General features: G+C 43.2%; 26 protein-coding genes. 6 read left to right on the forward strand and 20 right to left on the reverse strand.

Translation table 11 applies throughout. The features are described from left to right. Positions 1-25: 25 nt before the first annotated feature. From BFN00_RS00960 to BFN00_RS16090, 4 genes are read right to left on the reverse strand one after another with little or no spacing between them, the layout of a single operon-like run. Positions 26-1,549, reverse strand: a complete 1,524-nt coding sequence (locus BFN00_RS00960; RefSeq protein ID WP_044111270.1) for a M81 family metallopeptidase — start codon at positions 1,547-1,549, stop codon at positions 26-28. A gap of 30 nt (positions 1,550-1,579) precedes the next feature. Further along, positions 1,580-1,921 (reverse strand): MFS transporter, encoded by a 342-nt coding sequence (locus BFN00_RS16085; protein WP_228740346.1) that lies wholly within the window; start codon positions 1,919-1,921, stop codon positions 1,580-1,582. 21 nt (positions 1,922-1,942) lie between these two features. Continuing rightward, the gene (locus BFN00_RS16215; protein WP_257221145.1) at positions 1,943-2,068 is read right to left on the reverse strand and encodes a hypothetical protein; all 126 of its coding nucleotides are present in this window, start codon (positions 2,066-2,068) and stop codon (positions 1,943-1,945) included. A gap of 42 nt (positions 2,069-2,110) precedes the next feature. Beyond that, a complete protein-coding gene (locus BFN00_RS16090) occupies positions 2,111-2,908 on the reverse strand; it encodes an MFS transporter (protein WP_249449774.1) in 798 nt (265 codons plus the stop codon). Between the two features lie 130 nt (positions 2,909-3,038). Here BFN00_RS16090 and BFN00_RS00975 point away from each other — a divergent pair, with 130 nt between their 5' ends. Next, the gene (locus tag BFN00_RS00975) at positions 3,039-3,965 is read left to right on the forward strand and encodes a LysR family transcriptional regulator (protein WP_249449775.1); all 927 of its coding nucleotides are present in this window, start codon (positions 3,039-3,041) and stop codon (positions 3,963-3,965) included. Between the two features lie 331 nt (positions 3,966-4,296). Here the strand turns inward: BFN00_RS00975 and BFN00_RS00980 are convergent, their stop codons facing one another. Further along, positions 4,297-5,289, reverse strand: a complete 993-nt coding sequence (locus BFN00_RS00980; protein WP_071850178.1) for a Fic family protein — start codon at positions 5,287-5,289, stop codon at positions 4,297-4,299. A 199-nt stretch (positions 5,290-5,488) separates the two neighbouring features. Between BFN00_RS00980 and BFN00_RS00985 the strand changes: the two genes are divergently transcribed. Together BFN00_RS00985 and BFN00_RS00990 are read left to right on the forward strand one after the other, a co-directional pair. Further along, the gene (locus tag BFN00_RS00985) at positions 5,489-6,166 is read left to right on the forward strand and encodes a cupin domain-containing protein (protein ID WP_071850179.1); all 678 of its coding nucleotides are present in this window, start codon (positions 5,489-5,491) and stop codon (positions 6,164-6,166) included. Between the two features lie 162 nt (positions 6,167-6,328). Next, a complete protein-coding gene (locus BFN00_RS00990) occupies positions 6,329-7,060 on the forward strand; it encodes a Fic family protein (RefSeq protein WP_071850180.1) in 732 nt (243 codons plus the stop codon). 68 nt (positions 7,061-7,128) lie between these two features. Here the strand turns inward: BFN00_RS00990 and BFN00_RS00995 are convergent, their stop codons facing one another. The 15 genes from BFN00_RS00995 to BFN00_RS01065 all read right to left on the reverse strand — a co-directional run bounded on the left by BFN00_RS00995 (position 7,129) and on the right by BFN00_RS01065 (position 22,286). Beyond that, positions 7,129-8,328 carry a hypothetical protein gene (locus BFN00_RS00995; protein WP_071850181.1) on the reverse strand — a complete coding sequence of 400 codons (1,200 nt, stop codon included), beginning with the start codon at positions 8,326-8,328 and terminating at the stop codon, positions 7,129-7,131. Positions 8,329-8,425: 97 nt separating this feature from the next. Beyond that, on the reverse strand, positions 8,426-9,856 hold the full coding sequence (locus BFN00_RS01000; protein WP_071850182.1) for an aspartate ammonia-lyase: 1,431 nt from the start codon (positions 9,854-9,856) through the stop codon (positions 8,426-8,428). A 177-nt stretch (positions 9,857-10,033) separates the two neighbouring features. Next, positions 10,034-11,674: a thiamine pyrophosphate-binding protein gene (locus BFN00_RS01005; RefSeq protein WP_071850183.1), complete on the reverse strand. Its 1,641-nt coding sequence runs from the start codon at positions 11,672-11,674 to the stop codon at positions 10,034-10,036. A gap of 48 nt (positions 11,675-11,722) precedes the next feature. Beyond that, entirely contained in the window at positions 11,723-13,189 is a 1,467-nt protein-coding gene (locus BFN00_RS01010) for an aldehyde dehydrogenase (protein WP_071850184.1), read from the reverse strand. A gap of 18 nt (positions 13,190-13,207) precedes the next feature. Next, positions 13,208-13,999 carry an aspartate dehydrogenase gene (locus BFN00_RS01015; RefSeq protein ID WP_071850185.1) on the reverse strand — a complete coding sequence of 264 codons (792 nt, stop codon included), beginning with the start codon at positions 13,997-13,999 and terminating at the stop codon, positions 13,208-13,210. Between the two features lie 9 nt (positions 14,000-14,008). Beyond that, positions 14,009-14,803 carry an SDR family oxidoreductase gene (locus tag BFN00_RS01020; protein ID WP_071850186.1) on the reverse strand — a complete coding sequence of 265 codons (795 nt, stop codon included), beginning with the start codon at positions 14,801-14,803 and terminating at the stop codon, positions 14,009-14,011. A 9-nt stretch (positions 14,804-14,812) separates the two neighbouring features. Beyond that, a complete protein-coding gene (locus BFN00_RS01025) occupies positions 14,813-15,661 on the reverse strand; it encodes an alpha/beta fold hydrolase (RefSeq protein WP_071850187.1) in 849 nt (282 codons plus the stop codon). Between the two features lie 15 nt (positions 15,662-15,676). Beyond that, entirely contained in the window at positions 15,677-16,198 is a 522-nt protein-coding gene (locus tag BFN00_RS01030; RefSeq protein WP_071850188.1) for a cupin domain-containing protein, read from the reverse strand. Between the two features lie 173 nt (positions 16,199-16,371). Then, the gene (locus BFN00_RS01035) at positions 16,372-17,595 is read right to left on the reverse strand and encodes an MFS transporter (protein ID WP_071850189.1); all 1,224 of its coding nucleotides are present in this window, start codon (positions 17,593-17,595) and stop codon (positions 16,372-16,374) included. A 42-nt stretch (positions 17,596-17,637) separates the two neighbouring features. After that, positions 17,638-18,846 (reverse strand): NAD(P)/FAD-dependent oxidoreductase, encoded by a 1,209-nt coding sequence (locus BFN00_RS01040; RefSeq protein WP_071850190.1) that lies wholly within the window; start codon positions 18,844-18,846, stop codon positions 17,638-17,640. A 26-nt stretch (positions 18,847-18,872) separates the two neighbouring features. Next, positions 18,873-19,802, reverse strand: coding sequence for a VOC family protein (locus BFN00_RS01045; RefSeq protein ID WP_071850191.1), 930 nt, complete (start codon positions 19,800-19,802; stop codon positions 18,873-18,875). A 10-nt stretch (positions 19,803-19,812) separates the two neighbouring features. Next, a complete protein-coding gene (locus BFN00_RS01050) occupies positions 19,813-20,577 on the reverse strand; it encodes an SDR family oxidoreductase (RefSeq protein WP_071850192.1) in 765 nt (254 codons plus the stop codon). Then, the gene (locus tag BFN00_RS01055) at positions 20,570-21,637 is read right to left on the reverse strand and encodes a Rieske 2Fe-2S domain-containing protein (protein WP_071850193.1); all 1,068 of its coding nucleotides are present in this window, start codon (positions 21,635-21,637) and stop codon (positions 20,570-20,572) included. Before BFN00_RS01055 ends, BFN00_RS01050 begins: the two co-directional genes overlap by 8 nt. A gap of 15 nt (positions 21,638-21,652) precedes the next feature. Next, positions 21,653-21,952: a recombinase-like helix-turn-helix domain-containing protein gene (locus tag BFN00_RS01060; protein WP_071850194.1), complete on the reverse strand. Its 300-nt coding sequence runs from the start codon at positions 21,950-21,952 to the stop codon at positions 21,653-21,655. A gap of 28 nt (positions 21,953-21,980) precedes the next feature. Continuing rightward, entirely contained in the window at positions 21,981-22,286 is a 306-nt protein-coding gene (locus tag BFN00_RS01065; RefSeq protein WP_071850195.1) for a non-heme iron oxygenase ferredoxin subunit, read from the reverse strand. 248 nt (positions 22,287-22,534) lie between these two features. Here BFN00_RS01065 and BFN00_RS01070 point away from each other — a divergent pair, with 248 nt between their 5' ends. The 3 genes from BFN00_RS01070 (at position 22,535) to tnpB (ending at position 24,282) form a co-directional block, all read left to right on the forward strand. After that, positions 22,535-23,353 (forward strand): IclR family transcriptional regulator, encoded by an 819-nt coding sequence (locus tag BFN00_RS01070; RefSeq protein ID WP_071850196.1) that lies wholly within the window; start codon positions 22,535-22,537, stop codon positions 23,351-23,353. Positions 23,354-23,566: 213 nt separating this feature from the next. After that, a complete protein-coding gene (tnpA, locus tag BFN00_RS01075) occupies positions 23,567-23,950 on the forward strand; it encodes an IS66-like element accessory protein TnpA (RefSeq protein WP_005006377.1) in 384 nt (127 codons plus the stop codon). After that, entirely contained in the window at positions 23,947-24,282 is a 336-nt protein-coding gene (gene tnpB, locus BFN00_RS01080; protein WP_005006379.1) for an IS66 family insertion sequence element accessory protein TnpB, read from the forward strand. Before tnpA ends, tnpB begins: the two co-directional genes overlap by 4 nt. The last annotated feature ends 46 nt before the right edge of the window (positions 24,283-24,328 follow it).

Consider the following 24,328-nt stretch of genomic DNA (forward strand, 5'->3'; position numbering starts at 1 on the left):
GTGTTAATTGGATATTAGTTAAATGTTAGACCGTACGACGCAATGGCTGATCACGTTGCGCCAGACTTTTGCCCATCGGCACGAGTCGTCTATCAGGATCAATCTTTTGCCAAGGCAGATCATTCGGGTCTGCTTTCATGGCACCAGGCGCTTTCGCGACCAAAATGGCAGCAGCCATGTCCTGAAAATCTGCACGAAAATGTACCGAGCTTTTCACTACGACAATCGTTTTATCTTCAGGCACAATACCAAAAATTCTAAACATATTACGATCGAGCAACTGAGCTTTATAGGAACTGACTGCAATTTCAATACCGTCTATTTCCAGTAATACACTCGGGCCGATATCCGCCTCGACGCCATGCATCATGGGTCCGCCATAGCTGAATTTTCCATCGCTATAGGCTTTGATTTTAAATTTAGCGCTAAATGGAGCATCCCCCGCAATACCCGATGTTCCGCCCAATTTCGCATAAAAATGCTGACCAAGCTCAAGCTGATAGGCTTGTTGCACCACCGCAGGATCAACAATAAGCCCAATCAGTGCATTTTTAACCTGATGCCGATGTAGCGCCGATAGCATCCCGGTCGTATTCGAATCACCACCGGCTCCCGGATTATCCTGAGTATCTGCAATCACCACGGGTCTGGTCGAATGATGCTGTTGATAAAGTTGAAGTGCCTGCAGCACGGCATGATCTGGTGATAAAAAATCCATATTCCAATACGTTTCTTGTTGCAGCACATGGGCGATATAGCGTTGCATGGCCTGATCTAACTGCTCAGCGTTTTCACTATAACCCCAGATACAACCACCACATTCCTCAAAATCTGCCGCCGGAAAACCCGGCGTGAAATTCATCTGGACAGAATTATTTTGCTCTAGCTGTTCCAGTAAATTCATGCATGATTGGGTAGGTTCCAGCTCGGTACATTGTGCATTCAGCGCAATCAAAAACGGCAGCTTATACATTTGCTTATGCAGCTTTTTACCCCGGAATATTTGATCTAGCAGTTGGGCACAGCGTTGTCCGGTTTGAGCCATATCTACATGCGGATAGGTCCGATAGCAAATCAGCACATCACTATGAGCAAACATCACTTGCGTGACATTGGCATGGAAATCCAGACTGGCAATTACCGGAATGTCCGGCCCGACTGCTTCACGAACCCGTCTTAACAATTCGCCTTCGCCATCATCCACCTGTTCACTGACCATGGCGCCATGCAGATCCAGATACACTGCATCTGCCGGATGCTGCTGGATGCTTGCAATAATTTCATCACAGATCCGCTGGTAAGTGTCCTGCTCTACATGCGCTGAAGGTGAAGTGCCCGCCCAGATCACCGGTAAAAGTTGATACCCGAATTGTTCCGCTTGTTGAATAAAACCGCCAATCGGAATGTTCTGTTCCCGAAATTTCAGGATATCTGCGCCGCGGCTAAGCGGCGGAAATCCCCCACCCTGGACAAAATCCGCGTAGCTTGCTTTGGTCGGGGCAAAGGTATTGGTTTCATGTTGAAAGCCCGCAATGATGATTTTCTTCATATCCTGAATCCTTCCTATGCTACGTATTGATTATTTATCGACGATTAAGGCGGCGCGTGTTGTTTGCTGAGGTGCAGCTTGCTTTTTCAGTCTGAAGGCATAAATTAGGAAAGCGCCACCGAGCATCATGATCACAGCAATCGTGAACCAGCCTGCCAGCATGGAACCGGTCATTGATTGCGCTATGCCCATAATATTTGGACTGACAAAACCACCGAGTAATCCAATACTGTTAATCAGGGCAATTCCGCCTGCTGCCGCACTACCGCTTAAGTATTTCGATGGAATTGACCAGAAAATGGTATAGGCACTAAACATAAAGCCCGTTGCGGTACAGATCGCAATAAAGGACAGCAGGAAATTCGCACTCATCACCGACAACATCAAGCTGACTCAGGCCAATACCGTCGGCACTACACAATGCCATTTCCGTTCCTGCCATTTGTCCGAGCTGCGGGCAAAAATGATCATGAAAATTGCACCGCATAAATATGGAATCGCCACCAGCCAACCAATCATCTGCAAATTTTGGATACCGCCCGACTTCAGTAAAGATGGTAGTCAGAAGCCAATCGCATAGATCCCACAGATAATGGTGAAGTAGGCCAAGGCCATGAAATAAATCCAAGGATCCTTTAATACCGCTTTAAAATTACTATGACCAGTGGCAGACTGATGTTGGGAAATTTCTTTCACCAATAAGGCTTTGTCCTCTTGGGACAGCCATTTTGCTTGTGAGGGATGATCAGTTAAATAAAAGTACGCTACGCAGCCCAACAGCACGGTCGGCACAGCTTCTAATAAAAATAACCATTGCCAGCCAGAAAGATTATAAATCTGATGGAAAGTACTCATAATTTGTGTCGATAACGGTGCGCCTAACATGCCAGCAAGCGGCCCGGCCAGCATGACAATCGCCATGACACGTGCCATGCGTGCACCGGAATACCAATAGGTCAGATAGAAAATCATGCCCGGGGCAAAACCGGCTTCGAATACGCCTAGTAAAAAGCGCAAGACATAGAACATCTGCGGGGTGGTGACAAATAGCATCGACATGGAGGTCAGGCCCCACAAAATCATGATGCGGGTAATGGTTTTTCTGGCGCCGACTTTTTCAAAATACAGGTTGGTTGGCACTTCAAACAGGACATAACCTAAAAAGAATATGCCGGCTGCCATGCCATAAATTGCATCGTTAAAGCCCAGCTCCTGCTGCATTTGCAACTTGGCAAATCCGATATTGATCCGGTCCAGATAAGCAAAGAAATAACACAGCAATAAAAATGGCAGCAGGCGCCAGCTTACTTTCTTGTAAATCTGGTCTAACCGTTGTTGACGGGAGGTGATTAAATCCATCTAAAACTCCTTTTTATCTAGATCTTCTTATTGTTCAAAACCCATGTAAGCATGCTCCTGACTTGATAACAATGTAATTTTTTAGGCATACTGATGCTTTAAAAGCATCAGAGTTTTTATGGACAGAAACTTGCAATTCCTTGCGCCACTGAACGGAATCAATGAAAAGCGTTTACGCTATTTCTATACGGTGATGATGTTTGGCTCGATGCGTAAAGCAGCAGACATCCTGAATATCGAACAGTCTGCCATGAGCCGACAGATTCAACTCTTTGAATCTGAACTAAAAATAAACTTATTTAAACGTAAGGGACGGCATATTATTCCGACTGAAGCTGCCTATCTGGTACTTGAGTATTTCAAGGAAAATAAAAATCGTGAAAATGAATTATTTGACAGTTTATTTCAGCTGCAATCTTCTCAACTCGGCAAAGTGAACATTGTTTCTAGTGAAAGTTATATGCAACACATGATTTATGATGTACTTCGACATGTGCATCATAAATATCCAAATCTTGAAATCCAGTTAGAATTAATGAGTGCCCAACATGTGGTACGACATATCGTGGACAGCCTGGCGCATATTGGACTGGCGTATAATCCCCCATTTCATACAGACATCAGCACTATTGCCCATAAAATAGAACCTTTTATTGTGGCTGTTCCTGCCGGTCATCCTCTTGCCAAGCTCAAGCATCGCATTTGTCTTTCCGAAATTTCAGCCTATAAATTTGCCTTAATGCCCGTAGGGCATGGTTTTCGTCAGCTACTCGACAGTGAAATGGTACGCTTACAAGTGAACCTGAATATTGGCCTGACCACCAATTCTATTTATGCCTTAAAAAATTATGTGGTGGCTGGACATGGGATTTCCGCCATGCGCTATGCAGATATCGCAGATGCAGTTAAAGAAGGTCAGGCCGTTGCCTTAACTATTGATTCCGAACTGTGCAACACGGCTCAAACCCAATTGATGGTACGTAAAAATACCCATTTGTCAGAGTCGAAGCATTTATTGATTGAGCGTATTCGCTCTAGTTTTGATTTGATTTTTTAAATCGCTTATAAAATTTAGGCAATAAAAAAGCCACTTAAATAAGCGGCTGATTTATAACAAGAATTTTGGTGGAGGTGGCGTCAATTGAACTCAAAACCTAACCCACTAATTTTAAAGCCATTTTATTGAATAAAAAAATTCATTGACCCAATTTTGACCCACGTCAGATTTAGTGTATTGAATCACTTATAAATCTTGTTCAAATACTAATTCAGGATTTGAAGTGGCGTACGGCATTATAGCAGCAAATTACACCTAAAAATAAATGTAATGTTATAACATTTCAATTATCTCGTTATGATATTAATAATCACATCAACTTCAGTACAGTTCAATTTTTTAATTTGTACTTTTGCTTAGGACTCTTAGGCTTATCAGGAAGGGTACGTTCAATCACACCTGCTTCTAATGCTGGAGTTAAATAATTTTTTTGGAATGTGGCTCGATGGGACAAGTCTAATAGAGCCATAAGCTCAGTTAAGCTATATTCTTTCTGCTCCATATTCTGGATGAGACGTTTAACTTGATCGCTAACTTGTACGTTAGCTTGAGCGGTATCTTGATCGCTGGCATCAGAACTAAGTATTGCATCTAGAATCATCTGCAAAATAAACTCAATAAAAGGTGCAGAATCTGAACGATATGTGCTCGCTTGCAGTGCATTGTAATAAGCTTTTTGGTTTTGATAAATCAAGCTTTCTACAGGGATGTTGAGAAAAATAGGATTCCACTGGCTTAAGATTAAAGTTTGCCATAAACGCCCCATCCGCCCATTGCCATCAGCAAATGGGTGTATAAACTCAAATTCATAATGAAATACTGAACTCTGAATTAATGGATGCTCATTACCCTCAGCCAACCAATGCAATAATTCTCCCATTAAACGGTGAACTTGATTCGCAGGCGGAGCCATATGCACGACCCGATCCCCTGACATCACACCCACACCACTATGGCGATACTGTCCAACCTCATCAATCAGTCCTGTCATCAATATTTGATGTGCTTTAAGCAAATGCGATTCTTGATCAGGATTCCAATCTTGAATTTCTTCATATGCCTTTAGGGCATTACGTACCTCTTGCACTTCTTTAGGTGGAGCGATAATGGTCTTGCCATTCAGGATTGCGGTGACTTGCTCTGTACTCAAGGTATTCCCTTCAATTGCTAAAGACCCTTGAATCGTTCGAATACGATTGGCTTTTCGCAATTTAAGGCTATCTTGGATTTGGGTTAATGCAGTCAAACGCCCTATTGATTCACTAATTTGTGCAATCAAGTGAATAATTTTAGAGGTGATCGTATAAGGCGGTTGATATTTCATGCCATTCCTCATTGATGTAAAAACAAAGCACAGTTGATTAAACTCTAAAATATTAATATTTCATAGCTTAGTGAGTAATATCTGCTATTAACATGCTTATCTTTTCTGAAACAGTGAGCTAACTAATCGCTATTTCTTTTAAAATAAACCTATGCATTCTCGTTAAAATACTTAGGTTTCTTCATTACAGGACAGCATTATGTTTATTCATGCCGACTTCTCACAACCCGTCATCATCAAACCAGAAGATTACCATTGGGTGAAATCTCCAGGAGGTGAAGTCGATAGAATGATGCTTGATCGTATTGGCGATGAGAAAGCACGTGCAAGTAGTCTTGTGAAATACGCACCAGAATCTGCCTTTCCTGAACATCAACATCCTTTGGGTGAAGAAGTCCTCATCTTGTCAGGCATTTTTACCGAGAATGCTGAAGATGATTATCCAGCAGGCTGGTATTTACGTAACCCCCATCGTTCAACTCATCGGGTTTCCAGTAAAGCAGGTTGTTTAATCTTTGTGAAACTGATGCAAATGACTGAACATGAGAGAGAACCAACCCGGATTAATACCCATGAGCTAGCGAATTGGAAGCTTACCGAACATCGGATGATATGCCCGTTATTTCAATCGGAACATGAGCAGACCTATTTAGAAAAGCTAAAACCTGATCAAATTTTCGTAGAGAAATCAGAACAAGGGATTGAGTTGCTAATTATCAAAGGTCAATTATTTTGCGGCACTGAAATATATCCAGCAGGTTCATGGGTCCGTCTTCCCATCAATAGTGCTGCTAAATTTCAGGCAGGTCCATCAGGCGCAACGCTTTATGTCAAAACTGGTCATCTACAACATGCCATAGATGTATGGGTGAAATGAACAATAATGTATCTTCAGAATAAGGCTGTCTTGTGTCTAGAATACTGGAAGCTGTCCAGTTAATACTTTTAAAATCAGTACAAAATGTAATGATATATCACTACATTTCTGATATTTCTTTTTTCATGTATTATCGACTAAGACAAATTGAAGGATAAGGTTATGTTTGAAACTATTGATAATTTAAAGAAAAAATTAGATCAACATCGCCCTCTCTTTCCGTCAATTGTCAAAAATTTACAAGAAGACCTTATTGTACGATGGACTTATCATTCCAATGCTATTGAAGGCAATACACTTACTCTATTAGAAACTAAAGTTGTACTAGAAGGCATAACTGTTGGTGGCAAAGCATTACGAGAACATTTCGAGGTAATTAACCATAGAAATGCCATTTATTACGTTGAAGACATTATTAGAAAGGAAGAACATTTTTCTGAATGGCAGATTCGAAATATCCACCAGCTCATTCTAAAAAATATTGATGATGACAATGCAGGACGTTATCGCCAGCAAAACGTATTGATTTCAGGTGCTACTACTGCCCCACCCGACTATACATTATTGAATGACAAGATGGCTCAACTTGTCGATTGGTATAACTTGGAAGCACATAAACTTCATCCCATTGAACGTGCAGCTAAAGTACATGCGGATTTTGTAGGTATTCATCCGTTTATTGATGGCAATGGTCGCACATCACGTCTTTTGATGAATCTAGAATTGCTAAAAGCTGGTTACCCACCTTGTGTCATCACTGTAGAAAATCGATTGGCTTATTACAAGGCTTTGGATCAATGGATGGCTTATGGAAAGACTGAGCTTTTTATTCAATTGGTCGCAGATGCTGTACTAGAAGGATTTAAACCATATCAGATTGTTCTAGGTATTTAAGTAAAGGAGTTAACTCCTTTACTTACTCTTAATAAATAACTGATTTTATTTAAAATAATCACTTTAACTTAAAAGCTAAAACCAATGTTTAAATTCACTCGGTACATCCATTTTTCACTATTTTCCGATGTTGCTGAAGTAAATCCTGTACCATTAGTTGCACCGCCAATAATATTGGCATTTTTACCCCAAGTATAATCCGCCCAAACCATAAACGGTGAAGCAATAAACATCGCTCCTGTAGTATTCATTTGCGATGCTGCCCAGTCACTGCGCTCTTTGTCTAAATAGCTGTAATCATTATAAAAACGAATAGCTTTTAATTTTCCCATATTCTGCACTGGCAAAGTATAGGCTAAATTTAGACTGGCAACTGTACCCTCTGAGGCAATAAAATATGCTGGCGTTAAACCATTTGCCCCCATCAGCGTCATATCGTTATTTACACCTTCTGGATTTTCAGCGTCATATTGATAATGAATCATGGAGGACTGCAAATTCCAGCGCTGATAATTGCTGTTAGTATGTAAACCCGCTGCATAATAACTCCCATCATCGCGCGTAGTTTTATTATGCAACTGAGCTACAGAACCCGATAAGCCAATTTCATGTTTACCGATTTTCTCATCGCCAAATTTACGCACAATACGCGTATTCAGCTGATTCTGCTTTTCGTTTTGATAGGCCGCTTGGAAAGGCAAATGATTTTCTGAAAGATCATCATAGGTTGCAGCTTCTGGTGAGTAACGCAGATTGGTTTCCAACATGCGCGGGTAATAACCAACTTTAATATCCCACTCAGGATTATTGTAATTCCAGTTCACTCCAGGCGCGGCATTGTTGCCATAACCTAAAAAGAACGGAATGTGGTAAGTCCAGCCATTTTGTGGATAAGGATAAAGCGCAAAAGGTTTATAGACAAAACCCGCTTCAATGCTGTTGTTCTTGTTCAGGTTGTAGCCTACATATGCCTTTTCAATGGAGGTTTTTTCCTGATCTTGCACAAGATAGCTGGCATTCAAGTAAGCATCATCAGATTTACCTTTTAAATCTAAACGGAAAATATCAAAATCTAGTTTTCCTACACCGCGGTTAAGACTGGCATCCCACTGTTCATAACGATGATTGAAACGTAAGACTCCACCCACTTTCAATGACTGTGTACCATCTTCGCTTTTCCATTCCAATGGATCATCTTTGGCTTGGACACTAACGACAGCTGCGCTCAAAGACAACATAACTGCTGCTGTTAATATGGTTTTATTCATTTCATTTCCCTATTTTTATATTTTGTATACAAAACTTTGTTTGTAATAAATTTCAGCTAAAAAATTTAGTTTCACCGGCACGAACTTTGATTTGCGATTAAGCAATGTCCTGTAGCGGCGCTTCGATGCTGCGAACTTCCGAAATTAAATTTTCAAATGAAAAGACCTGTTTCAGCTCGTCTTCTGTCATCAATCCTTGAGACAATACAACATCTTGAATAGTCTTATTTTCGGCGATACATTGTTTGCCAATAGCATCACAGCGCTCATGCCCAAGGATCGGATCAAGCAAGGTCACAATCCCTACACTGCGCATCACCATGTCATATGCTTGCTGTTCATTTACCGCAATGCCTGCAAAGCATTTTTCATCCAAACTACTGATGCCATGCTGCAGCAGCTCAATCGACTCATTCAGCGACAAAGCAATCACGGGTTCCATTACATTCAGCTGCAGCTGTCCTGCTTCGGCCGCCATGCTAATAGTTAAATCATTGCCCATGACTTTAAAGGCAATTTGGTTCACCACTTCAGGAATCACTGGATTGACTTTGGCTGGCATAATCGATGAGCCGGCTTGCAATTCCGGCAAGCGTATTTCAGCCAATCCAGTACGCGGGCCAGAACTGAGTAAGCGCAAATCGTTGCAAATTTTAGATAATTTGCATGCCAAACGTTTTAAAGTACTTGAGATTAAAATGAATACGCCGCAATCGCTGGTCGCTTCGACATAGTCTTCTGCACCTTTTAACGGCAATCCGGTCAGCTCACTTAAACGATCTGTAATGTAATATGCATAACCATCTGGTGTATTCACGCCTGTACCAATCGCGGTCGCACCTAAATTAATTTCCAGCAAGAATTCACGGATTTGCTTAATCAGCTTCATATCTTCATGCAACAAGGTTGCAAAAGCCTGAAACTCTTGTCCCATGGTCATCGGTACGGCATCTTGTAGCTGAGTTCGGCCCATTTTCAGCACATATTTAAAATCTGCAGCCTTACCTCGAATGGTATGAATCAATTTGCCCAACGCCAGCAGTAAATCGTCAATGCGGTGATACAGGCTGATTCGCAATGCTGTCGGATAGACATCGTTGGTTGATTGTGATTTATTGACATGATCATTCGGATGCAAAATCGCATAGTTGCCCTTTTGCTCACCTAAGTATTCCAAACCGATATTGGCAATGACTTCATTGCAGTTCATATTAACCGATGTACCCGCCCCGCCTTGATAGCCATCAATTGGAAATGACGCCGCCCATTGCTGCGGCTGTTCAATCAGCTGATCGGCTGCATATTCAATCGCATTCAGCTGCTGCTCAGTGATTTTTTCATAATAAAAATTACTTTGTGCTGCAGCTTTTTTCACAAAACCTAAAGCGCGGATAAAATGCAGTGATTGCCCAACCGTTAAATTGGAAATTTTAAAATTCTCTAATGCTCTTTGGGTATGAATGCCATAATAAGCACTATATGGTACTTCTTTAGCTCCCAGCAAATCATGCTCAATCCTTGTTTGCATATCCACTCACCTTTTTGTTTTACCTCGGTCTACTGTACCGAGGTCTGTAATCCTTTAACGAAAGCTGAGTGCAATCCCCCTGTTGGGAAATTGCACCATTGCATTGTTCTAAATATTTTTTAAAGCAATATTGCTTTAAATCTTGCGCTAAATTTTTATTGATCCTATTGGGATGAATCAGTACAATTTTTTCTGTGGTGGACCTGCAAATTTCAACGGACCAATGGCATTCATATCCAGTTCAATGACTGCAGGACCGTTCAGATCCATGGCTTCTTGAATTGCGGTTTTAAACTCTTCTGCGCTACCTACTTTCCAGCTCTTCACCCCCATCGACTCGCCCAATAAACGGTAGTCTGGTGTATGCAGTTCGTTAAAGTATTGACGACCACCAAAGTAGTTATTTTGAATGCCGCGCATGACGCCATAACCACCGTCATTCATTACCATTAGCACCATGTCGGTATTTTCTTGTGCCATCGTGGCAATTTCACCAATACCCAGCATCAAGCCGCCATCACCCACTAAGCCCACAACTTTTTTGTCAGGATTGGCAATAGATGAACCAATCGCATGTGCAAGACCAAGGCCAATTGCACCAGCCAATGAGTGAATGTTTTTATTCGGTGTTTGTACAGGGAATAAACGGCTACCCCATGTACTGCCTGACATGGTGATGTCACGAACAAAAATACCGTCTTCTGGTAATGCAGCGCGTAGGTGATCACAAATCAATGCGTATTGATCCATTTGCGTACGCAGTGCATCCACTGCATGTTCACGCGCAGCTTTGATGTCTGCATCATAGGCAGCATCAACTTTGCTTGCGCCATTCAGTGAGCTAATCACACGTGCAAAGGTATCTTTAGTATCTGCACAGACAAATTGTGAAACCTTATAGTTCCGCTGCTGCGCAACTGGATTGGCATCAATTTGAATAATATTTTCAGGGAACTCTACCGAATAGGTTTTGGTTTCATTACTGCGTAGACGTGAACCCGCAACAATGAATAAATCCGCCTCTTTCATCAGTTTTTCAACGGCTACAGAGTTATGAAATGCACGTAAGCTGCGTGGGTGGTCATCTGCCAATACACCGCGAGCATGAGTTGAAGACACCACTGGAATACCCAAGTCAGCAAGCGCTTTCACTTCCGCAACAGCATTTAAAGTTCCGCCACCAATCCAAAGTAATGGACGTTTAGCATTCTTCAATGCATCTGCAATCATGTCAATTTCAACATCATCCGCTTGCGGCAATTGCATGGCTTTTACTGGACCAAGGTTGGCTGGTAAATCAATCTCAGTAGCTTGCACATCAATTGGAATTTCCACACTCACTGGACCCATAGGAACAGTAGTTGCAATGCGAATCGCTTCACGAATTACACCTACTGCATTGTCCGGGTTAGTAATACGAAAAGCTGCTTTGCTTGATGCTTTTAAAAAGGTTAACTGGTCTTTAGTTTCATGAATGAAGCTGGCATCGCGGTCTAAATATTCACGTTCTACTTGACCGGTTAAATGCAATACTGGACTGCCAGCATTCATTGCCTCAATGAGTGAGCCCACTGCATTACCAGCACCTGCACCCGTACTGGTCAATGCTACACCTAAACCTTTAAAACGCGCATGTGCATCTGCCATAGTGACAGAACCAGCTTCACCTCGTGCGGCTACAAAACGCATTTTTTCACGGCGGCCAACAGCATCGGCAATAGGTAAGTTGTGAATCGAAATCACGCCATACATACTATCTACATTATGCTGTTCTAATACTCGAGCGATTGCTTCGCCTACATTTACACGTTCAGTCATTGTTCTTTCCTTAATTTTTTCAATTCGTTGTTTATGGGTGTTCAGCTGCTAGTCCGACCATGGATTGGCTTGCTCGTTTAAACCCAGATAAATACTTTTTTGCTGCATATAAGACAGGATGCCGAGGCGACCTTTTTCACGGCCAATACCGCTGTCTTTAAAGCCGCCAAATGGCGCGCTGATGGAGAATTTTTTATAGGTGTTAATCCATACCGTACCGACTTCCAGCAAGCGGGCAATTTTCCATGCTTTACGGTAGCTTTCTGTCCAAATGCCTGCCGCTAAACCAAAACAGCTATCGTTGGCTTGTTCAAATAAATCTTTTTCGTTGTCGTATGGCATGACCACTAGTACAGGGCCAAAAATTTCTTCTTGGCACGTTTGTGCGCTGTTGCTCAAACCCGTAATAATGGTTGGCTTATAAAAACTGCCTTTGGCAAATTCGCCGTCTGTAATTGCTTCACCGCCGGTCACCACTGTACCGCCTTCGGCTTTTGCTAATTCCACATAACGGTGTACAGATTCCAAATGTTTTTGGTTAATCAATGAGCCCATATGCACATTGGGCTGTTCAGGATGCCCTACACGTAAGCCTTCAGTGATTTCTACTAACCGTTTTAAAAATTCGTCATAAATTGAAGCGTGAATAAACAGACGCGAACCTGCGATACACGCTTGACCTGCTGAACTGAAAATACCGTAAACAATGCCTTTGGCTGCAATTTCAAGATCTGCATCTGGCAGGACAATCGTTGGCGATTTTCCACCTAATTCTAACGATGTTGTAATCAGCTTTTCCGCTGCAATATGCGCCAAGTGACGGCCAGTTGATGTACCGCCTGTAAACGAAATTTTGCGTACCAATGGATGCTGAGCGATGGCATCGCCAATCACTGAACCGCGCCCAACCAGCACACTCAGAATGCCTTTCGGCAAGCCAGCTTCTTCAAAAATTTTGGCCAGTTCCAAGGCAATCAATGACGTCGCTTCGGCTGGCTTTAAAATCACCGCGTTGCCGGCTGCAATGGCTGGCGCCAATTTTTGCACTTCACTGGCAATTGGAGAATTCCAAGGAGTGATGGCTGCGACTACCCCTACAGGTTCATGCACGCTCATGGTCAAGAAATCTTGTGCACGCTGTGTAGTCAATTCCTCACTAAAAGTTTCGCATGCTGCCGCATTAAAACGCGCCGTTGCTGCTGCACTCATGACCAAGGCACGTGTTTCCGCTAAAGGCTTGCCATTGTCACGGGTTTGCAGTTTAGACAATTCATCTGCACGAGCCTCAATAATATCTGCAACGCGGTATAAAATTTTTGCGCGCTCATGCGGCAAAGAGTTGCGCCACTCAGGCTTACGCCAAGCTTGATCGGCCTTTGTAATCGCTTCTTCCACATCTTCCAACGTTGCGGTTGAAATTTCCGCATTGACTGAATTGTCTGCGGGAAAAACACTTTGAATCACGTTGCCGCGGCCTAAACGCCATTCACCTGCAATATAAATTTCTTTTACCATGACATTCACCCAATCCCTTTAAATCTGAATCGCATCTACGCTGTTTCTGCACGCACGGATGACGCTCAATGCTGCCAATGTGGAGGTCTTTGGATTGCTCTCCAAAGGCACCCCCATCATTTCAATACTCATTTGGCCAAACCGCCCTTGGGCAATAATAGTATGTTTGTTTTGGCTAATGTTCGGATCAACCATCAATTCAACCATGGTTTCATCTAAACCAATGCCTGCCAGCGCAATAGTCGCCGCGACATTGGCATTGGCTGGAAAATACAGCGCTGCTTCACGTGCTGTGCCAGTATAAAAAACCGTAGCTTCTGTCACTTGATCGAGATCAATCAATTTTTCTGCATAACTGCCGCGCCAGCTGTTTGGGCTCTTGCAACCTTTATAAGTAACTTTTTCCAAGCCGCCTTCTTTGGCAGCCGAAATACCATCAATGCCTGCAATTGCGCCTGCCAGTAAATGGATATGCGCGCCAGACTGCTCAGCCGTGTTTTGCAGTTGTTCAAAGAAAGTGCTGTCGGCCAATGTGCCGACGGAGATCAAACCGATGTTCCAGCCCTTTGCCAGCACTTTTGCTGCATGTTCTTTCACTGCAGCCTGACCCGCCACTTCAATCACGTAATCTGGAGTACCCTTGCAATCATCAATATCGGCAATGACTTGAACATCAGCAGCCACTTCTTGCCGTACGCTTTCAATACTGCGCTCAGGCACCACCACCCATTTCAACTCAAGGTCTTTAGGCAAATGGGTACGAACTTCGTTTGCCATTGCGCCAAAACCAATCATCATCAGCTGTTTCATACGCTCACCTTATAAATGCTTGTTAAAGCCGCCAGACACATCAATGGCTGAGCCTGTGGTGTACGATGCCATTGGTGATGCCAAGAACACTAAAGCGCGCGCTGGTTCTTCTGGCTTACCCAAACGTTCCATTGGAATGCCACGTTTTTTGGCAATATTGCCAATCCACTCTTCCCAGCTTTGTTCTTGATCTGAACGCATTGCAAAACGGCGTTTCCACTGTGCAGATTCCACCATGCCCAATAAAATTGAGTTCACACGAACACCGTATTTAGAGAATTCATGCGCCAATGAGTGAGTTAAATTCAGCAATGCTGCACGTGCAGATGACGTCGCAATCATGTGCGGTTCTGGCTGCAGCGCGAGTAAAGAATTCACGTTGGTAATCGATGCATGATTGGACTGCTGCAAGGCCGGCAAAAATACGCGGATCGGGTGCAGCACGCTGAAATACTTCAACTCCACTTCTTTCAGCCAATCTTCATCAGCTGTATTTTCAAAATTTGAAACACGGCCTTGGCCTGCGTTATTAATTAAAATATCGACGCCGCCAAATTCGTTTTGCACTTGATCGGCAAATTTTTGAACATCAACTTTGTCTAAAACGTTGCAAGTTACAGTCAAAACTTTGGCATTTGGGTAGCGCAATAAAATGTGCGCTTTTGATTCATTCAAACGCTGTTCATCACGGCCACACCATGCGACGTGTGCACCTTCCGCGACCAAAAGCTCTACCGTTGCCAGGCCAATGCCAGATGAGCCACCGGTGACTACTGCTTTTTTGCCTTCTAATTGGAAGCTCATTTTCCTATCTCACATCCGTGCGTCATTAAGCGACAATAAAATTTGGTTAAATTGCTCTGCTTGGTCCAGATAACTTAAATGGCCTGCAGCGACAATTTCGTAGCATGGCTTCAGCTGGAACTGATCCGCCAATGCTTGAATATCTTGCGGTGGGGTAATGCCATCCACCATGCCTTTGATGACATGTACATGTTGTTGTGCTGGCAGTAAATAACTTTGAATTGCATCGTAGGCCAGGAGGTACGAAGCATCAGTAAAACCTTGTAAATCGATGTTTTGCATCACTGCATCAATCAGTGCCAGCACTTCGGCTGAAGCATTGACCACTAGGTGCGGTCCGCGTGATTGCGCCATACCTGAAGCACCCAGTGTTTGCAGCATTTTTGGACGCTTTTCAAAAACATCTTGCTGCTTCTGCGCATCACTGTCTTTGTAACCCTGCGCTACATTAGCAATAACTAAAGCCTCTATAACCTCTGGATAAAGCGCATTAAAGGCCGCAGCCTGCATTGCACCCAAAGAGTGGCCAACCAAAATAATTTTGTTTTGACCCTGCCCCGAACCTAAGTTAAGCCCTAAAGCATCCAACATGCCTTTTAAACGTTTGGCATAATCTTCTGCATTAGGCTGCGCAGCTAAACGATCCGATTGCCCATAGCCCGGTGCATCCCATGCAATCACATGAAAATGATGACTTAAATCTTGCAGCTGCTTGACCCAAGAACCTGAGCCAGAACTGATGCCGTGTAACAGCACCAATGTTTTACCTTTACCCGCTTCGCGGTAAGATTGCTGCACACCATCAAATTGAACGGTTTTCAATTCAAACTGTGCCAATTGATCAATTAAAGTCATCACTTCACTTCCTAAAAATTAACGCTTGATTTGAGACAACGGGTGTTCAGGCGGATAGTTCGGAATGGTCGGTTTGCCCGTACCTAACATCACACACATCAAGGCATCTTCTGTTCCTGGATTAAACAAACCACGGTAGATACCCGGTGGAATTGAAATCAAGTCACGCTCTTTTAAGCGGGTTGAAAACTTCTGACCGTCATGTTCAATAAACAAATCAATTTCACCGCGCAGCATGAAGAACACTTCTTCTACATCGTGATGGATATGCAGTGGGCCTTCACATTGCGGCGGTAGCACCATGGTTGAAAACGTAAAGTTTTCTGCAGGAACAGTATTGCCATCGTTTGCTACGCCTGTAGCGCCTGTTCCCATATAACGCATTTGCGCACGGCGGTATTTCGGGTGGTAATCCGCTTGAAATTTGAGTGCATCAAAATCGTATTGACGTGTTTCAAAGCGAGCTATGCGTCCGCCAATCCAGTCTTCTAATGATTGACCTTCAGGCTGTGTCCAAGTTTCAAATTGTTGTGCAGACATGAATTTCTCCTTTTGCAGCATTCAAGCTCTTGTTTAAAGCTATGCTGTGTCCTCATTGAGGTTTGGTTAGTCCGTGATCCTTTGGCTTAAGCTGTCTGAATCACGGCAAATTAATGTGCGCTGTACTGTTTCTTTGCCGCATCAAACGGCGCTTGAATCAGTGCGCTTAAACATCAGTAGCGTTTTAGTAATGGTGCCAAGAAGAAGGAACCAATCACGGCAACGGCTGCCAAGAACGTAATACCAATATTAAAACTGCCAGTTTGCATCACGATTGCGCCAATAATTACAGGCGCTGCTGCGCTAGCAAAGTTACCTAATCCATTAAAAATACCGCCTGCGGTTGCACCAACATCTGCTGAAGTAATGCGTGCCAACAGTGCAAACACTGCCGCGACACCAAAACCCCAGGCCATTGCACTTAAAGACATGGCTAAAATCACTAGCATTGGATCTTTCGCAATGACCATCACATACATAAAGATGCCTGCAATCAGTAAACCGCCGCTGACCTGAATTGCCCGTTTGCCTAGTTTGTCTGAAAGGAATGCACCAGCCACTTCACCAATCAACATGGCAATAAATGGCAGACTTGAATAAATGCCAAACTCTTTTAAGTTGAAGCCTTTATCTTGAATCAGATAAGACGGCACCCAACTGTTTAGACCCCATAAATAGGTCATCAAAGCGATATTAAAAATGCATAGCAGCCAAAAAGAACCATTGCCCAGCAAGCTTTTGGTATTACTCAAATGCGTTTTGAAATTTACGCGTTTGCCAACGCCTTCCAAATCCACGGTACGTTTCAGCTGTAAGTTACGCAGGCCATACACAATCAGTATCAATACAATGAAGGTCAATGCCCCCATAACAAAGAACGTGGTGTGCCAGTCATAGTGCGCCAAAACAAATGCCGTTATCGGGAAGCCTAGGAATGCGCCAATTGGGGTCCCGAGCAGGAACATGGTCGAAGCGCGCGCTTGCTGCCGGTCGGTATAGGTTTGTTTCACAATGGTATAAGCCAATGCAAATAATGGGCCTTCTGCCAAACCGAGCAGTACACGCAGCGTCATCATCGTGGAATAATCTGTCGTGAAACCCATCAAGAACATCAATAGGCCCCAAGACGTCACACTCCAAAACAGCATTTTTTTAGGGCAGAAAATGTCGCCTAAAAAGCTTAAAAACATTGATGAAAAGCCATAAGCCAACAGGAAACTGGTCATCAGCCAGCCCAGTTTAGCCTTGTCTTGTCCAATGCCCATCGCATTTTGGAAGGTCTCATCTGAAAACAAGACAGCAATACTGATTTTGTCAAAGAAAGCCAGTACCACGCAGATCATTAAAATGATCGCGGGTGTCCAATGCTTTAATCCTGTTTTTGCATCATTATCCATGGGTAAATCCTTTCATTCATGGGCTGATATTGTTTTAAATGCTTACTTCAATTTCATTAAATTAAAGTCTGGATCTTGCAATTGAGCTGGATCCAATTCGCGCTGGCTGGCCATCCATCGTTTTGCCAGTTTGATTAATTTTGAATCATTCACTGCAATCATATTCAGCAATTGATTCTGTTCATCTAAATAGAAAAAGCTGATCTGTGTATCTGAGGTTTGACGGATCACCACCTGATGAGTTTTTTCAGGCTGATAAGTCCCTAAAATCTGAATGTTACATTGATACTGATCTGACCATAACCAAGGGATATCCTGATAGGCCGTCATCTCACCCAACATTGATTTAGCTGCAGAAATAGCTTGATTTTGCGCATTCGCCCAAGACTGAATGCAGTATCCGAGTGATGGATGAATCGCCACATCGCCTGCAGCATAAATATCTGCATCGGATGTTTGGCCAAATTTATTTACCACAATGCCATCTTTAACTTCTAGTTCAGCTAAAGCAGCCAATTCCTTTGCAATTTCCGCACCTGCACCCACCACCACACAATCAAACTGCTTTAATTTAATATCCGCAGCAAAAACTTCGACTTTCTGATCAGCTGTTTCGATCAAATGCAGCTTGGTGGCATTAAGATGAGTGGCCGTGCCCGCATCTTCATGCAATTGCTTTAAATAATCTGAGACTTCAGGACTCACACTGCGTGCGCAAAGACGTGAACCGTATTCAAAAATTTCAACGTGCTTGCCCTGCTTGCGTGCAGTGGCTGCAATTTCAAGACCAATCCAGCCGCCGCCAATCACTGCAATGTGCTCTGCCGACTTAAATTTTTCAGCCAATTTTTGGCAGTCTTTAATGTCGCGCATGGTGTACACGTTGTGCATGCTAGACCACGCAGAAACAGGAATACGCGCACGGCTGCCTGTCGCAATGAGCAGCTTGTCATAAGGTAGGATTTTTCCACTTTCCAAATGTACGGTTTTATCCGCCTTATCCAGTTTTACAGCGTGATCTGGCTTATGCCAAGTCACTGAAAAATCATTGACCTGATCGGCAGAAAATAAATTCAAGCTTTCAACTGCCGCTTCCTGCGACAGTACTTGCTTTGACAATGGCGGACGCTCATAGAAGACCTGATCTTCATTGGATACCACATGAATTTCACCGCCAAAACCTTGACGGCGCAGCGTATGCACTGCCCAGCCTGCGGCTTGCCCTGCACCCACAATTACAATCCTGTCCATGCTGATCTCCTTATCCTGATTGGGCTTTAAGCGGGTTTAATCTGACGGCGGGTTTCATGATCTAAACCGCCTTCAATTGCCCACTCAGTAAACAGCTCCAAACTATGTTCTTCTTCACGTGGCTGCCACTCTTCTGTCAAATAATCATCATTGGTGTAGTACTCAAAAGCACCGCCCAATGGTGAGTTGACATACCAGAAATATGCCGATGAAATTGGATGTCGACCGGGACCAATAAAAGTCGACCAGTCTTGACGGTTCATGCTTAAACCGCCGCCAATCACTTCATGAATATCACGCACCACAAAAGCCACATGGTTTAAGCCAGCAGGCTTATTCGGAATCGAAAGCAGGAATAAATCATGGTGAAAACCCTCACCACTGCAGCGTAAAAATGCACCGCGCTTACGGTAAGCATCGGATAAATGGAAGCCGACTTTTTCAATATAAAACGCTTGTGTGGTTTCCAAATCCGGTGTGAAAAATACCACATGACCAATCGCCACAGGTTCTGCTTTTTCATACACAGGACTGGCTGCATTCACGCGCTGGATATTACCAAATTGATTAATGCCTTCGGTTTTCGCTTGCGGCAATGCATGAGTTATACTTTTCTCAAATACAATGGTCATACCATTTGGGTCAAGACACTGCACACGTTCTGCTGAACGGCTAAAGCCCGGCTCATTGGCTAAATTAGCCGCCAAGGTTTCAAAATCCTGCTTATTTTCAACGCCCCATGTCACTTCACGCAGTGTTGAACCGGCTTCAATGGCTGCGGGCAAACGTATATCAGCAAGATCAAACAGATAAATTTTGCTGCCATTTTGAGTTTGATATAAATCTGCGCCATCAATATCAGAGTCAACAGCTTTTAAGCCAAAATCAGCTAAAAAGGTTTTCGCCTCTTGGCGGTTTTCGACACCAAATTTAAGGACTTCAATTCCTGTAATCATGTCTCGCTCCTTAATTAAATACAAAACCGCCGTTCACAGGAATATTCTGCCCGGTGACAAAAGACGATAGATCTGAAAGCAGATAAATCGCTGTACCGTTAATATCCTGTGGAAGCTGCTGACGCTGTATTGCTCTTCCATTAACGTATAAGTCATGACGTGATTGCGGCACATATTCTGTCACTTCAACTAAAGTCAGCCCCGGGCTGATGGTGTTGACGCAAATATTATCTGGGCCTAATTCACTGGCCATCGAACGGGTCATGGAGATAATGGCACCTTTACTGGCTACATAAGCCATCAACTTTGGTGCACCCCATAAAGCGGTGTCTGAGGCAATATTGATGATCTTTCCTTCACCTGAAGCCTTTAAATGCGGGACACAGGCTTGTGAAACCAACCATGTGCCTTTGACATTGACCGTCATGACACGATCCCAAAGCGCTTCGTCATAGCCCATCATATCCACACCGCCAACACCTGTTGCCAGCGCTGCACAATTAATTAAGCCATCTAATCCGCCCAAAATATCGACTGCAATTTGCACCGCGTTTTGAATAGATTGTTTATCACTGAGGTCCATCATCACCGATGAAACTTTCAAGCCGTTTTTTGCCAAGGCCTGCGCTTCTTTATAAACTAAATCCGCCAAGATATCTGCCATGACCACCACAGCGCCTGCCTCAGCTGCAGCCTGTGCAAAATCCCGTCCTAAGCCGCGTGCCGCACCGGTGATCAGAATGCGTTTGCCGGCTAAAATTTGCAGGCTAACCATTGGCAGCATCCTTCATTTCAATACGGTTATCGTCTTGCGCTTCAGCACGCATCGCCGTAATTTTCTTGATTTGCTTTTCCGCTTCTTTTTTCATCATGCGACGCAGGCGTGAAAGACCAACATCGTGCTGATACAGGAATTCATGCTGGCGTGCATTTGGCGCCATGTTTTCCAAAATAATACGGTCTTGTTCGAGTACGTCCCAATGCAATTTTTCCAAATAGTTACGGTACATGAAACGCCACACATTCCGTTGCCAGCCAGAAACTTTACGGCAGCGCCAGAAAAATACACGGGTGTTTTCCGCATCAATTGGGGTTGCAAAGCCGACAATCCAGAATACGCCGCCTGGACCAAATTCTTTACGGTATGGAATCGATAAACGCAGCCATGCAGCGCCGGTCTGACCGTATTCCACCCAATCAAAGTTCACACCGGTTTGACCCTCTTTTTCGAAGATAAAGCCTTCTTTGGTTGCGCGGTGTTTCATTTCAGCTGTGCGCTCACCTTCCGCCATCGAGTGTGATGTGCAGTGCAGGTAAGTGCCATGCATTGGATCCATCACGTTATCAATCGCATACTGATGATTGACTTTCCAATCTGCCATACACAGGAATGAACTCCATTCTTCGCTGGCAAGCTGTTCTGGCAAGCTTAATTCTACTGGTGCTTCTTTATCATCAATTCCGAACCAAATAAAAATCGCATCATGCATTTCTTTGACTTGATAAGACTTCACGCAGTCACTGCCTTTGAGCGGGCAATCATGCACTGCAGGCACATCTTCCACCACGCCATCGTGACGCACTTCCACACCGTGATACCAGCAAGCAACGCGGTTTCCGAGGTTCCAGCCCAGTGACAAACGTGCGCCGCGGTGCGGACAGCGGTCTTCTAAAGCATGTACAGCACCTTGATCATCGCGCCATACCACAATGTTTTCGCCTACACGAGTAATCCCGACTGGATTTGAACCCACTTCCCAACTTGCCAATACGGGATACCACTGATCACGCAGACCGAGATCCAAATATTGTTCTAAATTCATTTCTGTAGTCATAATGAAATCCTTTTCTTAGTAGCCTAGACGCTGCATCTCTTTCGAGAAGCTTTCAGTAGTCCATACATCGCCTGCCACTGTTCTAAACCCTTGCTGATTTAAAGCATCGGTTAAAGCATCTAGCTCTGTCACATCATTGCTAAAGGCTTGAATGAGATGCTGTACTAAATCCAATTCGTACTGGCTAGGTGCATAGCTGCGGTTTTGCCAAACCAAGTGCTCGACCTTGCCCGGAATTTGAATATTGTTGATGCCTGCATCAGTAGAAGGAACTGCATTAATCCATCGTGTAAGTTTTTCATTAAATTCTTTCATGTGAAATCTTCCCTTTCTTTCTTAGCCCTTAGAATTGAATCTGAACTTCACCGTTCTCAACTCGTATTGGGTAAGTACATAAATCTCTGCATCCTGGGCCACTTTCCAATGCACCAGTTTCTAAATTGAAAATCGCTTCGTGCAGTGGGCATTCAACTGTGAGTCCTTCAATGAAGCCTTCAGTTAGCAGTGCGAATGCATGTGGGCATACATTTTCAACCGCGAAGTAATTTTCCTCGATCACAAAGACACCAATCTTTTTGTCTTCGATTTCAACCGCTTTAGGTTCTTCCTCAGCAACATCACTCACGTTACAAACAGATATCCAGTTCATGTGCTCATCTTCCATGTTTTATATACAAAACAATATTTAATATTTAAAACTATTTAAATAGAATAGTCTGTGAACGATTTAATTGTCAATTTTTATAAATTTATATTTTTCATATACATATTAAAAAAACACATTTTGCAATGTTTTATTTAAAAATAAATGTTTTATATATAAACATTGTTATCTTGTTTTTTGCTCGCTAAAATAGCTAAATTAGGTATAAACTTAATCAAAGATGAGCTTGGCAAATGAATTCAATTAATACAACTGCCCCAGTAGAGCAAGAAGCGGAAACTAGTAATGATGAACGTTATCTAGTTCCAGGTTTGATCCGAGGGTTAGCAATTTTAAAGTTATTTGATCAACATCATCAGGAAATGACTATTTCTGAAATAGCGGAAAAAATTGAGGTCAACCGTTCTAGTGCCTTCCGTCTAATTCATACTTTAGAACATTGTGGCTATTTAAGAAAAATGTCGCAAAAGGCCTATGCGTTGAACAGTAATGTGATGGAACTAGGTTTTAACAGCCTATCTAAATCTTCTTTAACTGATTTGGCTACACCTATTATGCGCACGTTGCGGGATCACATTAAAATTGCAGTACATTTATCTGTATTAGAAGACACTGATGTAGTCTTTATTAGCAATGTGCAATCGATTGGCCCATTCACTAGCACTGTACATATCGGCACACGCTGGCCTGCACACGCGACGGTCATCGGTCAATTGATTTTGTCACAGCTCCCTGAAGCAGAAGTTATTAAACGTTATGAAAATATGAATGACTGGAAAGTATTCTCTGAACGAACACCTAGCGATCTCAATTCATTACTTGCCCGTTTAAATGAAGTACGTAAAATGTCATTTGCTGTCAGTTGGGGGCATTTCAATACAGATATGGCCGCTTGTGCTGCGCCTATTTATAGTCAATCCAGCCAAGAAGTGGCTGCGGTACTCTCTGTCAGTTGCCCACTCAGTACTTATACTGAACAGGAATTTCGTGGTGAAGTGGCTGAAACAGTGGTGGACTACGCAAGACAGATTTCTAAGTTTGTTTATATTTAATTCATCATTTCTGTTGTTTAAATTGATAAACAAGCCATCTTCAAAATGGCTTTTTTCTTCATATGTTTTTCACATGATATACCTAGCAAAAAGGCAAACAAGATCGAAATCAAACTTACTCAGATACGTAAGCGTCCGCTGAACACACCTTATGAATTCATCCTATAAGCCTTAATTTAGTCCCCACTTAAAAACAAGTGGGGACTAAAATTCATGACTACAAATAACCAGACATCCATCGCATCTCTTGCGAAAAAACGAAGAACATACAGTGCTGAATTTAAACAGCAGATCGTTCAGGCTTGTAAAGCACCGGACGTTTCAATTGCTTCGGTCGCTTTGCAACATGGATTGAATACAAATCTTGTATCCAAATGGATTCGCTTAATTGATGGTAAGCCAGGGAATGATCGCTCACCACTACCGAATAAACCTGCATTTATTGCCTTATCTTGCTCTGCACCATTAGATCCTACTCCTACTGACATGTTAACGGTTCAAATTACTTTACCCCACTCAAAAGCAGAAATTGGCTTGAAATGGCAAGTATCAGAAATATCTGCTTTAGCAGAATTACTCAAGGCACTTGCAACATGATCAGCATTGATGAAATCTGGCTTTCTACCCAACCTCTGGATATGCGAGCAGGGATGGATACTGTCATGGCTCAGGTGGTGAGAGCCTTTGGCTACATTAAACCGCATTGTGCTTACCTGTTCTGTAATAAACGTGGCCATCGCATGAAAGTGCTGGTACATGATGGACTGGGCATCTGGCTGTGTGCCCGGCGGTTGGAACAGGGAAAATTCCACTGGGCGCAGGTTCACCAGGGTGAAAGCATGGCGATCAGTCCGGAACAGTTACAGGCATTAATCCAGGGTTTGCCCTGGCAGCGCATTGGACGACAGCAGGTGGTCACGATGCTCTAAACCAAGCTCGGCTATTCTGCCATCCTCCAAACGTTCTATTTCATTC

The organism is Acinetobacter sp. AR2-3 (assembly GCF_001878775.1).
Classification (GTDB): Bacteria; Pseudomonadota; Gammaproteobacteria; order Pseudomonadales; family Moraxellaceae; genus Acinetobacter; species Acinetobacter lwoffii_D.

What these genes read in the sequence shown, in the direction of transcription:
- BFN00_RS16085 (WP_228740346.1), bottom strand. Translation starts at nt 1,921, where the DNA reads ATGAGTGCGAATTTCCTGCTGTCCTTTATTGCGATCTGTACCGCAACG.
- BFN00_RS01055 (WP_071850193.1), bottom strand. Translation starts at nt 21,637, where the DNA reads ATGACTACAGAAATGAATTTAGAACAATATTTGGATCTCGGTCTGCGT.
- tnpA (WP_005006377.1), top strand. Translation starts at nt 23,567, where the DNA reads ATGACTACAAATAACCAGACATCCATCGCATCTCTTGCGAAAAAACGA.
- BFN00_RS01010 (WP_071850184.1), bottom strand. Translation starts at nt 13,189, where the DNA reads ATGGTAAAAGAAATTTATATTGCAGGTGAATGGCGTTTAGGCCGCGGC.
- BFN00_RS00985 (WP_071850179.1), top strand. Translation starts at nt 5,489, where the DNA reads ATGTTTATTCATGCCGACTTCTCACAACCCGTCATCATCAAACCAGAA.
- BFN00_RS16215 (WP_257221145.1), bottom strand. Translation starts at nt 2,068, where the DNA reads ATGATTGGTTGGCTGGTGGCGATTCCATATTTATGCGGTGCAATTTTC.
- BFN00_RS01040 (WP_071850190.1), bottom strand. Translation starts at nt 18,846, where the DNA reads ATGGACAGGATTGTAATTGTGGGTGCAGGGCAAGCCGCAGGCTGGGCA.
- BFN00_RS01045 (WP_071850191.1), bottom strand. Translation starts at nt 19,802, where the DNA reads ATGATTACAGGAATTGAAGTCCTTAAATTTGGTGTCGAAAACCGCCAA.
- BFN00_RS00980 (WP_071850178.1), bottom strand. Translation starts at nt 5,289, where the DNA reads ATGAAATATCAACCGCCTTATACGATCACCTCTAAAATTATTCACTTG.
- tnpB (WP_005006379.1), top strand. Translation starts at nt 23,947, where the DNA reads ATGATCAGCATTGATGAAATCTGGCTTTCTACCCAACCTCTGGATATG.
- BFN00_RS01070 (WP_071850196.1), top strand. Translation starts at nt 22,535, where the DNA reads ATGAATTCAATTAATACAACTGCCCCAGTAGAGCAAGAAGCGGAAACT.
- BFN00_RS01050 (WP_071850192.1), bottom strand. Translation starts at nt 20,577, where the DNA reads ATGGTTAGCCTGCAAATTTTAGCCGGCAAACGCATTCTGATCACCGGT.
- BFN00_RS01065 (WP_071850195.1), bottom strand. Translation starts at nt 22,286, where the DNA reads ATGAACTGGATATCTGTTTGTAACGTGAGTGATGTTGCTGAGGAAGAA.
- BFN00_RS00995 (WP_071850181.1), bottom strand. Translation starts at nt 8,328, where the DNA reads ATGAATAAAACCATATTAACAGCAGCAGTTATGTTGTCTTTGAGCGCA.
- BFN00_RS16090 (WP_249449774.1), bottom strand. Translation starts at nt 2,908, where the DNA reads ATGGATTTAATCACCTCCCGTCAACAACGGTTAGACCAGATTTACAAG.
- BFN00_RS00990 (WP_071850180.1), top strand. Translation starts at nt 6,329, where the DNA reads ATGTTTGAAACTATTGATAATTTAAAGAAAAAATTAGATCAACATCGC.
- BFN00_RS01020 (WP_071850186.1), bottom strand. Translation starts at nt 14,803, where the DNA reads ATGAGCTTCCAATTAGAAGGCAAAAAAGCAGTAGTCACCGGTGGCTCA.
- BFN00_RS01035 (WP_071850189.1), bottom strand. Translation starts at nt 17,595, where the DNA reads ATGGATAATGATGCAAAAACAGGATTAAAGCATTGGACACCCGCGATC.
- BFN00_RS01015 (WP_071850185.1), bottom strand. Translation starts at nt 13,999, where the DNA reads ATGAAACAGCTGATGATGATTGGTTTTGGCGCAATGGCAAACGAAGTT.
- BFN00_RS01060 (WP_071850194.1), bottom strand. Translation starts at nt 21,952, where the DNA reads ATGAAAGAATTTAATGAAAAACTTACACGATGGATTAATGCAGTTCCT.
- BFN00_RS01005 (WP_071850183.1), bottom strand. Translation starts at nt 11,674, where the DNA reads ATGACTGAACGTGTAAATGTAGGCGAAGCAATCGCTCGAGTATTAGAA.
- BFN00_RS00960 (WP_044111270.1), bottom strand. Translation starts at nt 1,549, where the DNA reads ATGAAGAAAATCATCATTGCGGGCTTTCAACATGAAACCAATACCTTT.
- BFN00_RS01030 (WP_071850188.1), bottom strand. Translation starts at nt 16,198, where the DNA reads ATGTCTGCACAACAATTTGAAACTTGGACACAGCCTGAAGGTCAATCA.
- BFN00_RS01000 (WP_071850182.1), bottom strand. Translation starts at nt 9,856, where the DNA reads ATGCAAACAAGGATTGAGCATGATTTGCTGGGAGCTAAAGAAGTACCA.